This window comes from Streptomyces sp. NPDC059524, from assembly GCF_042749255.1.
Lineage (GTDB): Bacteria > Actinomycetota > Actinomycetes > Streptomycetales > Streptomycetaceae > Streptomyces > Streptomyces xanthii.
In genome coordinates, this window is sequence record NZ_JBHYTK010000216.1 from 1 (window position 1) to 10,842 (window position 10,842).

The following is a 10,842-nucleotide window of genomic DNA, read 5'->3' on the forward strand; positions in this document are numbered from 1 at the left end:
GCCCGGAACCACCCCCCCTGTTCCGGGCCGGCCGACCATTTTTCTCCCCCTTCTGCGGCCCGCTCTCTGGGCCCTCCTCTTCGCCGCGCTCACCTGGCAGGTGGCGGCCTCCGGCCCGCTCCTCGGACCCGACGAGCGCCTCGGTGACGCCCTGCGCGCCACGTCCGCGATCCCTTCCGGACCCGCCGAGTTCTTCGCCGACCTGGGCAATCTCCCGGTCGCTCTGCCGGTCCTCGCGGCGGCCCTCGCGTTCGCCACCTGGCGCGCCCGCAGTTGGCGTCCCGCCGCGATCGCCGTCCCTGCCATGGCTCTGGTCCCGGCCCTCGTCGCCCCGCTCCAGTCCCTGATCGCCCGCCCCGGCCCTCCGCCGATGGCCCCCGGGACCGGCTTCTACCCCTCGGGCCACGCGGCGACGGCGGCGGTCGCGTACGGCCTGTGCGCGCTCCTCCTGCGCCCTCACCTCTCCGCACGCCCGCGCCGCGCGCTCCTCGCCGCCTGCGCCGCGCTGAACCTCGCGGTGGGCCTCGGCCTGGTCCGTCAGGGCTATCACTGGCCCCTCGACGTCCTCGGCAGCTGGCTGCTCTCGCTCGCGCTGCTCGACGTCTGCGCGTGGGCGTGGACGCGCGTCCGGGTACGGACCCAGGCCGGCCACCTCTGATTTTCCGATAGCTCAGCGCGGAAACATCTGTTCGACAGAAGTCGAGGGGGAGCCCACGATGGCTGTGCGGTAGCTCGGGGCGTCAGCGCGACACCGGGAGGCGCTGCCGCCGGAGGGAGGCTGACATGTCGAGTGAAGCGACCGAAGTGGTCGTCGTCGGGGCCGGACAGGCCGGGGTGGCCATGAGCGAGCACCTGGGGGCCCACGGCATCCCGCACCTGGTGCTCGAACGGGACCGGATCGCGGAGCGGTGGCGCACCGGGCGGTGGGACTCCCTCGTCGCCAACGGACCCGCGTGGCACGACCGGTTCCCCGGGATGGAGTTCGCGGACGTCGAGCCCGGTGCGTTCGCCGGCAAGGACCAGGTCGCGGAGTACTTCGCCGCGTACGCCGAGAAGATCGGCGCGCCCGTGCGCTGCGGCGTCGAGGTGACCTCGGTGCGGCGGCACGCCGGGCGGCCCGGGTTCCGGGTCGAGACGTCCGCGGGGAGCATCGACGCGCGCTACGTCGTGGCCGCCACCGGCCCGTTCCAGCGGCCGGTTTTCCCGCCGATCGTGCCGGACGACGCCGTCCCCGTGCAGATCCACTCGAACGCGTACCGCAATCCCGGGCAGCTGCCCGAGGGCGCGGTCCTCGTGGTCGGCGCCGGGTCGTCCGGGGTGCAGATCGCCGACGAGCTGCGCCGGTCCGGGCGCCGCGTCTTCCTGTCCGTCGGTCCGCACGACCGTCCGCCGCGCTCGTACCGCGGCCGCGACTTCTGCTGGTGGCTCGGAGTGCTCGGGCTGTGGGACGCGGAGACGCCGCCGCAGGGGGCCGAGCACGTGACCATCGCGGTCAGCGGCGCGCGCGGCGGCCACACCGTGGACTTCCGCACGCTCGCCGCCGAGGGGATCGAGCTCCTCGGCATGACCCAGGCGTACGAGGACGGCGTGCTGAGCATCGCCCCGGACCTCGCCGGGAACATCGCCGCCGGCGACGAGAAGTACCTCGCGCTGCTGCGCGCCGCCGACGCGTACGTGGAGCGCAACGGTCTGGACCTGCCCGAGGAGCCCGGGGCGCACGTCCTCGGCCCGGAGCCGGCCTGTGTGACCGAGCCCCGGGACCGGCTCGACCTGGCCGAGGCCGGGGTCACCTCGATCGTGTGGGCCACCGGGTACACCGCCGACTACGGCTGGCTCCAGGTCGACGCGTTCGACGAGAAGGGCCGGCCCGCGCAGCGGCGCGGCGTGTCCGCCGAGCCCGGTGTGTACTTCCTGGGCCTGCCCTGGCTCTCGCGCCGCGGCTCCAGCTTCATCTGGGGCGTCTGGCACGACGCCCGGCACGTCGCCGATCACATCGCGATCCAGCGCGGCTACCTCGCCCACGACGCCACAGCATCCGTAACCCACCAGGACTGAGGAGCAGTTGATGACCTCCAGCAGCCACGCCGCGCCGATCGTCGCCGGCGGGCACACCCGCGTCCGCCCGTTCAACACCCGTGACACCTATCCCGAGCAGAGCCTCGACAACGACCTGTGCCAGGCGGTCGTCGCCGGGAACACCGTGTACGTGCGCGGGCAGATCGGCCAGAACCTCGACACCAGCGAGTCCGTGGGCATCGGCGACGCCGAGGCCCAGGCCGAGCAGGCCATGGCCAACATCAAGATGCTGCTCGAAGAGTCCGGTGCCCGCATGGAGCACCTGGTCAAGCTGACGATCTACCTCGTCGACCCGCGCTACCGCGAGGCCGTGTACCGCACGGTGGGCCGCTGGACCAAGGGCGTCCACCCCATCTCCACGGGCCTGGTCGTCTCCGCGCTCGCCCGGCCGGAGTGGCTGTGCGAGATCGACGCGATCGCCGTGATCCCGGGTGGTGAGGGCGCGTGACGTTCTCCCTGGTGGTGCGCGACGGCGGACGGTTCGGCATCGCGGTCAGCTCGTCGAGCCCCGCGGTCGCCGCGCGCGTCGCCCATCTGCGGCCGGGCGTCGGCGCGGCCGCGTCGCAGAACGTCACCGACCCCACGCTGGGCCCCGACCTCCTCGACGAACTCGCGGAGCACGGCGACCCGGAGCGCGCCCTGGAAGCGGTCACCGGGCACCCGCGCAACGAGAAGAGCATCCAGTACCGGCAGTTGACGGTCCTCGGCCGCTCCGGTCCCGGCTTCGCCTTCAGCGGTGAGCGGACCCTCGGCACCTACGCGACGGCGACCATGGACGGGGCGGTGGCCGCGGGCAACATGCTCTCCGGGACGCATGTCCCCGGCGTCATGCTGGACGCCTTCGCCGCCGCCGCGGGCGAGCTGGAGGAGCGTCTGGTCGTCGCCATGCGCGCCGCGCTCGACGCCGGCGGCGAGGAGGGGCCCGTGCACTCCGCCGGGCTCGCGGTCGTCGCCGACGCCGGCTGGCGGGTCACCGACCTGCGCGTGGACTGGGCCGAGGACCCGGTCGACCGGCTCGCCGAGCTGGTGGACGTCTGGCTTCCGCAGCGCGACGACTACGTGCGGCGCGGTCTCGACCCGGCGTCGGCTCCGTCGTACGGCGTGCCGGGGGACCTGTGATGCGGCGGCTCAAGGAGGCGTCCCGGGCGGTCGTCGCGGAACACGCGGACGCGCTGATCGCCCTGTCGGAGCGGCTGCACGCCGACCCGGAGACGGCGTGGGAGGAGCACCGGGCGGCGGCCGCCGTGCCCGCGCTCCTGGAGCGCGCCGGCTTCGACGTGACCGCGTCGTACCTGGGGCTCGACACCGCGTTCCACGCCCGGTTCGGCAGCGGCCCGGTGCGGATCGCGCTGTGCGCGGAGTACGACGCGCTGCCCGGCCTGGGCCACGCGTGCGGGCACAACCTCATCGCCGCGAGCGCGGTCGGCGCCGCCCTGGGCCTGGCCGCCGTCGCCGACGAGGCGGGGCTCACCGTCGAGGTGTACGGGACCCCGGCCGAGGAGGGCGGCGGCGGCAAGATCGAGCTGCTCGACCGGGGCGCCTTCCAGGGCGTGGACCTCGCGATGATGGTCCACCCGGCGCCCGTCGACGTGGCCGAGGCCCGGCCCTTCGCGGTCAGTCACTCGAAGATCGCGTACACGGGGAAGTCGGCGCACGCCGCGGCCTACCCCGAGGCGGGGGTCAACGCGGCCGACGGGTTCACCGTCGCCCAGGTCGCGATCGGGCTGCTGCGCCAGCAACTCCCGCCGTCGGCCCGGGTGCACGGCGTCGTCACGCACGCCGGTGACGCGCCGAACGCCATCCCGGAGCGGGCCACGGGCCGCTGGTACGTACGGGCCGAGACGCTCGCCGAGCTCGCGGAGCTCGAACCGCGCGTGATGCGGGCGTTCGAGGCCGGCGCGCTGGCGACCGGCTGCGAGCTGAGCGTCGAGGCGGAGAGCAAGCCGTACGCGGAGTTCCGCGCGGACGAGAGCGCGCTGGCCCACTACCGGGCGAACGCGGTGGCGCTCGGCCGGGAGTTCGCCCCGCCCGGTCAGGCGGCGCGCATGAACCGCGCGTCGACCGACATGGGCAACGTGTCGCAGGTGGTGCCCGCGATCCATCCGTACATCGGCATCGGCTCGCTGCCCGCGACCAACCACCAGCGGGAGTTCGCCGCGCACTGCGTCGGAGGCCTCGCCGAACGGGCGCTGCTCGACGGTGCCATGGCCCTGGCGTGGACGGGCATCGACCGGGCCGCGGGTAGGGTCGCCACGGAAACGGGACACGGGCGCAAGGGTCGGTCATGACATCACCGGTGGGGTTCACCCTCGTTCAGCTGCGCTACTTCCTCGTGGCGGCGGAGCGAGGGTCGATGTCGGAGGCGTCGGCGGAGCTCCACATCGCCCAGTCCGCGGTCTCCGCGGCGATCCACAACCTGGAGAACGACCTGTCGGCGCAGCTGTTCATCCGGCGCCGGGGCAAGGGCCTGACCCTGACCCCGGCCGGGGAGCGACTGCAGCACCAGGCCCGCGAACTCCTCGCCCGCGCACGGGAGATGGAGCGGGAGGCCCGGGGCGAGGGGGACGCGCTCACCGGCCCGGTGACGGTCGGCTGCTTCGTGACGCTGGCCCCGCACTACGTGCCCCGCCTGTTCACCGAGTGCACCCGGCGCCATCCGGGCATCGAGGTGAACGTGGTGGAGGGCGAGACCGACCAGCTCGTCGAGGCGCTGAAGGCGGGCCGGGTCGACTTCGCGCTCGCCTACGGCCTGGGCCTCGCGACCGAGCCGGAGCTGCACGGCGAGACCGTCGCGCGGGCCCCCGCGTACGCGGTCGTCGCGGCGGACCACCCGCTGGCCGGGCGGGGCCCGGTGCAGTTGGCGGAGCTGGCCGCGGAGCCCCTGGTGCTGCTCGACCTGCCGCACAGCCGCGACTACTTCCGCTCGCTGCTCGCCGCGGCCGGCGTCTCCCCCGACGTGCGCTACCGCACCCAGAGCTACGAGACGGTCCGCTCGCTGGTCGCCCGCGGGCTCGGCTTCTCGCTGCTCAACCAGCGGCTGCCGATCACGCAGACCTACGGCGGCGGCGAGGTCGCCGAGCTGGAGCTGCGCGATCCGGGGCCGCCGCTCGACGTGCGGATCGCGTCGGTGAAGGGCGTGACGCAGACGGCCCGGGCCCGCGCGGTGCGGGACGTGTTGCGGGACATCGCGCGCGGCGCCGGCGCGGCCTGAACCGGCGTTCAAAGACGGCTCAGAGCGCGGCGCAGCCCGTGATCGCCCGTGCGTGGGCCAGGATCAGCGCGCGGGCGCTCTCGGGCCGCACCGCCGCGTTGTGGCTGATGATGTGCAGTCCGTACCCGTCCTCCATCGCGACGAGCCCGTGGGCGAGGTCGCGGGCGCTCGCGCCGAGGGTGAACGCGCCGGTGGCGGCGCCGACTTCGAGCGCCGTGGTGTAGAGCGCGACCTCGCGGGCGTAGAGCGAGGTCATGAGTTCGGCGTGGCCGGGGCTGCGGCCGGCGCGCCGGTGCAGCTCGTAGAGGAGTCCGTGCACGGCGTTCTCCGTGCTGTCCGGCAGGCCGCTGGCGACCAGCGCCCGCAGGCGGGCCACGGCGTCGCCGGCCGGGGCGTCCTCGTAGGCCTGCTGGCGTGAGGCCAGGAAGCTCTCCACGGCGCCGCGGTGCACCTCGAGGACGAGGTCGTCGAGCTCGGGGTAGTAGTACAGCACCGAGCCCTGCGAGACGCCCGCCTCGTCGGCGATGTCCTTGATCCGCAGGCCCTCGAGTCCGCGCTGCGCGATGGCCCGTCCCGCCGCGGTGACGAGTGCCTCTCTGCGTGCCGTCTGGTTCCTCGGCCTGCCCACTTTCCCCATGGCGGGGATTCTCTGCCACTCGGACCAATTTCTGCAAGAAGAGTCCGCCGGGAGCATTGACGGGTGCCTCGGCAATTGTTTGAATCTCAGCTCAAAGAACGATGCGACCTGTCGAGCACAGCCCGATGCGCACAGATCCCGGGGGTCCCCCGCGGAGCCGGGCCCCTGCCTCACCTGTCCTCAGCTCTCCTCAGCTCTCCTCAGCTCACTTCTCCTCTCTCTCTTCTCCTCACCTCGCCTCACCTCGTAAGCGAAGGCCACACCATGACGACGTACTCGCACTGGCGGCAGCGCGCCGCCGAGCTCGTGCCGCGCACGCGCCTGTTCATCGACGGAGCCTGGAGCGACCCCACGGGTGACACCGGGTACGTCCCGACCGTGAACCCGGCGACCGGCAAGACCGTCGCCGAGGTCGCCGCCGCCTCCGCGGCGGACGTGGACCGGGCGGTGGCCGCGGCGCGGACCTCGTTCGAGGACGGCCGCTGGTCGCGCACCGCTCCGGCGGAGCGCCGGCGCGTCCTGCTCGCCCTGTCCCGGCTGATCGAGGAGAACGCCGAGGAGCTCGCCCTGTGCGACACCCTCGACATGGGCAAGCCGATCGCCGAGTCGTACGGCACGGACGTGCCCGGCGCCGCCGGTGTCCTCGCCTGGTACGCCGAGGCCGTCGACAAGCTCTACGACGAGGTCGCCCCGGCGCCGCCCGGGAACCTGGCGCTGGTCCGCCGGGCCCCGCTCGGCGTGGTCGGCGCGGTCGTGCCGTGGAACTTCCCGCTGGACATCGCCGTCTGGAAGCTGGCGCCCGCCCTGGCCGCCGGCAACAGCGTGGTCCTCAAGCCCGCCGAGCAGTCGCCCCTGTCGGCCCTGCGCCTGGCCGAGCTGGCCGCCGAGGCGGGACTGCCCGACGGTGTGCTCAACGTGGTGCCGGGCCCCGGCGAGGTGACCGGCCGCGCGCTCGGGCTGCACCCGGACGTGGACACCCTCGTCTTCACCGGCTCCACGGCCGTCGCCAAGCGCTTCCTCGGCTACGCCGCCGAGTCGAACATGAAGCAGGTCTGGCCGGAGGCCGGCGGCAAGAGCCCGAACGTCGTCTTCGCGGACGCCGACCTCGCGGCCGCCGCCGAGCGCGCCGCCTGGGGCTTCCTCTACAACACCGGGCAGGTCTGCTCCGCCAACACCCGCCTGCTGGTGGAGGCCTCGGTCGCCGAGGAGTTCACCGCCAGGGTGGCCGAGCACGCGCGCGGCTGGCTGCCCGGCGACCCCCTGGACCCGGCCACCCGGCTCGGCCCGCTCGTCGACGAGGCGCAGGCCGAACGGATCGTCGCGGCGGTCACGGCCTCGGGCGGCACCGTCGTGTGCGGCGGCACCCGCCCCGACCGCGAGGGCGCCTACGTCGACCCGACGGTCGTCACCGGCCTCGCCGCGGACGCCCCGCTGGTCCGCGACGAGTTGTTCGGCCCCGTCCTCACCGTGCTGCCCTTCCGCGACGAGGCCGAGGCGGTCCGCCTCGCCAACGACTCCGTGTACGGGCTCGCGGCCAGCGTGTGGACCCGCGACCTCGCCCGCGCGCACCGCGTCTCCGACGCCCTCACCGCCGGCACCGTCTCGGTGAACACCGTGGACGCGCTCAGCCCGTTCACCCCGTTCGGCGGCTTCAAGCAGTCCGGCCACGGACGCGACCTCTCGCTGCACTCCTTCGACAAGTACACCGGCCGGAAGACCACCTGGATCGCCTACGGCTGACCGGCGCACCGCCGCCCGGCCGACGCCCCGACCACTCTCCAGCCACGCCCACGAGCAACAAGGGAGCACCACCGCCATGACCCACGACGCAGCCGAACTCGCCCGCCTCGACCGGGCGCACATCATCCACCCGTACCTGCCGGGCAGCGCGACCGAGCGCGTCGTCATGACCGAGGGCTCCGGCTGCCGGCTGACCGACTCCGAGGGCCGCGGCTACCTCGACGCGACCGGCGGCCTGTGGCTCGCCCAGGTCGGTCACGGCCGCGAGGACCTGGCGGACGTCGCCCACGAGCAGATGAAGAAGCTGGAGTACTTCACCAGCTTCTGGGAGTTCTCCAACGACCGCGCCATCGCGCTCGCCGCCCGCCTCGCCGAGATCGCGCCCGACCCGCTCAACCACGTGTACTTCACGTCGGGCGGCTCCGAGGGCAACGAGGCGGCCATCAAGATGGCCCGCTACTACCACCACCGGCGCGGCGACACCGACCGCACCTGGATCCTCGCGCGCAGCAAGGCGTACCACGGCATCGGCTACGGCGGCGGCTCCGCGACCGGCTTCCCGCTGTACCACGAGGGCTTCGCCCCGATGATGCCGCACGTCAGCCACCTCACCCCGCCGTGGCCCTACCGCTCGGACCTGTACGGCGGCGAGGCCTCCACGCCGGAGCAGGTCACGGACTTCCTGATCCGCGAACTGGAGGAGCGGATCGCGGAGATCGGCCCCGACAAGATCGCGGCCATGATCGGCGAGCCCATCATGGGCGTCGGCGGCATGCTCGTGCCGCCGGCCGACTACTGGCCGCGGGTGCGCGAGGTCCTGGACCGGCACGGCATCCTGCTGATCTTCGACGAGGTCGTCACGGCGTACGGGCGCGTGGGCCAGTGGTTCGCCGCCCAGCACTTCGGTGTCACGCCCGACATCATCGTCACCGCCAAGGGCATCACCTCCGGCTACGTGCCGCTGGGCGCCCTGCTCGTCGCGGACCAGGTCGCCGAGGTGCTGCTGCGCGACCACGGCTTCCCGATGGGCTACACGTACAACGGCCACCCGGTCGCCACGGCGGTCGCCCTCGCGAACCTGGACATCATCGAGAAGGAGGGCCTGCTGGGCCGCGCCACCAGCATGGGCGCCTTCCTGCACGCCGAACTCCAGGCGCAGCTGGGCGATCTGCCGATCGTCGGCGAGATCCGCTCCGTCGGCATGATGCTCGCCGTCGAGCTGGTCGAGGACCGCGAGACGCGCGTGCCACTGCCGCTCGACCCGGCCAACATGCCGCACGACGTGATCCGCCGCGAGACCGGTGTCATCGTCCGCGACTCCGCGCACAGCCTGGTGCTGTCGCCGCCGCTGATCATGACCGAGGCCGAGGCCAAGGAGGCGGCGTCCGCGCTGCGCGGCGTGCTGGAGCGCACCGCGCCCACGGGCGAGATCCGCGGGGCCTGACCCCCGCCCGGGAGGCCCGGTCCCCGCCGGGCCTCCCCGTCCCCGCCTCACCCGACACGGATCCCACCCCGTCGCCGCGGCCCTCCGCCGCCCCCCGCAGTCCCGCAGTCCCCTCTACCCCGCCAAGGAACTGCCCGTGTCCTCCAACCTCTCCCCCGCCGCCCCGCACGCAGCCGACGAGGCGCCGGACGCCCCGCCCGGGCTGCGGCGCAGCCTCAAGCGCTTCGACATCACCGCCATGGCCATCGCCGCGGTCATCTCCTTCGACACCGTCGGGCAGATCGCCACCGGCGGCGGCGAGGCGGTCACCTGGACCGCGGCGCTCGCCCTGTTCTTCCTGATCCCCTACGCCCTGCTGTTCGCCGAGACCGGCGCCGCGTTCCCGCAGGAGGGCGGCCCGTACGTCTGGGTGAAGCTGGCGCTGGGCCGCCCGGCGGCCGCCCTCACCACCCTCTTCTACTGGGTCACCAACCCGATCTGGCTGGGCGGTTCACTGGTCTTCCTCGCCGCCGAGACGTGGGACGGGTTCGTCTTCCACCTCGGCTCGGGCACCGTCGCCGACTACGTCTTCAAGCTGCTGTTCGTGTGGGCCGCGATCCTCACCGCCGTCGTGTCGCTGAGCCGCGGCAAGTGGATCACCACCGTCGGCGCCCTCGTGAAGGTGCTGTCCCTCGGCCTGTTCACGCTCACCGCCACGCTCTACGGCATCGAGCACGGCTTCCACGGACTGACCGAGGCCCACTTCAGCCCGACCGCGGCCGGCTTCCTGGCCCTCGTGCCGATCCTGCTGTTCGCGTACGTCGGCTTCGAGGCGCCCAACGCCGCCGGTGAGGAGATGCACGACCCGCAGAAGGACGTGCCCGCCGCGCTCGGCCGCTCCGCCACCGTCGCGGCCGCCTGCTACCTGCTGCCCGTGCTCGCGCTGCTCGCCGTCGTCCCCGTCAAGCAGGTCACCGGCATCGGCGGCTTCATGGAGGGCGCGCGGCTCGTCTTCGACGTCTACGGACCGGCCGCCGGGCCCCTGTTGACGGCCACCGCCGTGATGTTCGTCTTCGCCCTCCTGACGCAGGGCAGCGCCTGGATGATCGTCAGCGACCGCATGCAGGCGATGGCGGCGGCCGACGGAGGCTTCTTCACGCGTAAGCTCGGCGCCTTCCACCCGAAGCTGGGCACGCCGGTCCGCACCAACCTGCTCTCCGGTGCGGTGGCCACGCTGTTCATGCTCACCGCGATGCAGCTCGCCGACGGGGACGCCGGCGCCGTCTTCGCCGTGGTGCTCACCGTCGCGGTCACGACGCTGCTGCTGTCGTACCTCGTCGTCGTGCCCGCCCTCGTCCTGCTCCGGCTGCGCCGGCCCGAGGTGGAACGGCCCTACCGGGTGCCGTTCGGCGACCGGGGCTTCCTCGCCTGTGCCGGCCTCGTGTACGCGTGGATCCTCGTCGGCTCCTGGTCGGCGCTGTTCCCCGGCGTCCTCGAAGGCGTCTTCGGCATCGAGTACGACTTCATGGACTCGTGGGGCGTCTCCCGGCTCTCCTTCGAGTCGTTCACGCTGGGCACGGTGGGCTTGCTCCTGGTCGTGGGCACGATCGGCGTACGCGTGGCGCGCCGCGAATCAGCGCCCGCGTAGCGCCGCCCCCGCCGCCCCGGGTTCAGCCCAGGGTGGCGCCCCGGGCCCCGCTGCCCGCGTCCCGCGGGGCGCCCGGGGCCGGGGCCCCCCGCGGGGGGGCCCCCCCC

At 73.6% G+C, this 10,842-nt stretch carries 10 protein-coding genes; 9 read left to right on the forward strand and 1 reads right to left on the reverse strand.

Annotated features, from left to right (window positions below; translation table 11 throughout):
* The 6 genes from ACFW9D_RS35625 to ACFW9D_RS35650 all read left to right on the forward strand — a co-directional run.
* Positions 1–658 (forward strand): phosphatase PAP2 family protein (locus ACFW9D_RS35625; RefSeq protein ID WP_384629174.1); only part of this gene is annotated, 658 nt, incomplete at its 5' end.
* Between the two features lie 125 nt (positions 659–783).
* Positions 784–2,055 carry a flavin-containing monooxygenase gene (locus ACFW9D_RS35630; RefSeq protein ID WP_384629177.1) on the forward strand — a complete coding sequence of 424 codons (1,272 nt, stop codon included), beginning with the start codon at positions 784–786 and terminating at the stop codon, positions 2,053–2,055.
* Between the two features lie 10 nt (positions 2,056–2,065).
* The gene (locus ACFW9D_RS35635; RefSeq protein WP_188336567.1) at positions 2,066–2,524 is read left to right on the forward strand and encodes a RidA family protein; all 459 of its coding nucleotides are present in this window, start codon (positions 2,066–2,068) and stop codon (positions 2,522–2,524) included.
* Positions 2,521–3,195, forward strand: coding sequence for a DUF1028 domain-containing protein (locus ACFW9D_RS35640; RefSeq protein ID WP_384629179.1), 675 nt, complete (start codon positions 2,521–2,523; stop codon positions 3,193–3,195). The genes ACFW9D_RS35635 and ACFW9D_RS35640 overlap by 4 nt, the downstream gene beginning before the upstream one ends.
* Positions 3,195–4,364, forward strand: a complete 1,170-nt coding sequence (locus tag ACFW9D_RS35645) for a M20 family metallopeptidase (RefSeq protein ID WP_384629181.1) — start codon at positions 3,195–3,197, stop codon at positions 4,362–4,364. The genes ACFW9D_RS35640 and ACFW9D_RS35645 overlap by 1 nt, the downstream gene beginning before the upstream one ends.
* Positions 4,361–5,287, forward strand: coding sequence for a LysR family transcriptional regulator (locus ACFW9D_RS35650; RefSeq protein ID WP_188336570.1), 927 nt, complete (start codon positions 4,361–4,363; stop codon positions 5,285–5,287). Before ACFW9D_RS35645 ends, ACFW9D_RS35650 begins: the two co-directional genes overlap by 4 nt.
* 19 nt (positions 5,288–5,306) lie before the next feature.
* On the opposite strand, the gene ACFW9D_RS35655 is transcribed toward ACFW9D_RS35650, so the two are convergent.
* Positions 5,307–5,924, reverse strand: coding sequence for a TetR/AcrR family transcriptional regulator (locus ACFW9D_RS35655; RefSeq protein ID WP_223205917.1), 618 nt, complete (start codon positions 5,922–5,924; stop codon positions 5,307–5,309).
* A gap of 264 nt (positions 5,925–6,188) precedes the next feature.
* On the opposite strand from ACFW9D_RS35655, the gene ACFW9D_RS35660 reads away from it, so the two are divergent.
* The 3 genes from ACFW9D_RS35660 to ACFW9D_RS35670 all read left to right on the forward strand — a co-directional run bounded on the left by ACFW9D_RS35660 (position 6,189) and on the right by ACFW9D_RS35670 (position 10,735).
* Entirely contained in the window at positions 6,189–7,664 is a 1,476-nt protein-coding gene (locus ACFW9D_RS35660) for an aldehyde dehydrogenase family protein (protein ID WP_384629185.1), read from the forward strand.
* A gap of 76 nt (positions 7,665–7,740) precedes the next feature.
* On the forward strand, positions 7,741–9,108 hold the full coding sequence (locus ACFW9D_RS35665) for an aspartate aminotransferase family protein (protein WP_384629188.1): 1,368 nt from the start codon (positions 7,741–7,743) through the stop codon (positions 9,106–9,108).
* Between the two features lie 136 nt (positions 9,109–9,244).
* Positions 9,245–10,735, forward strand: a complete 1,491-nt coding sequence (locus ACFW9D_RS35670; RefSeq protein ID WP_384629190.1) for an APC family permease — start codon at positions 9,245–9,247, stop codon at positions 10,733–10,735.
* The last annotated feature ends 107 nt before the right edge of the window (positions 10,736–10,842 follow it).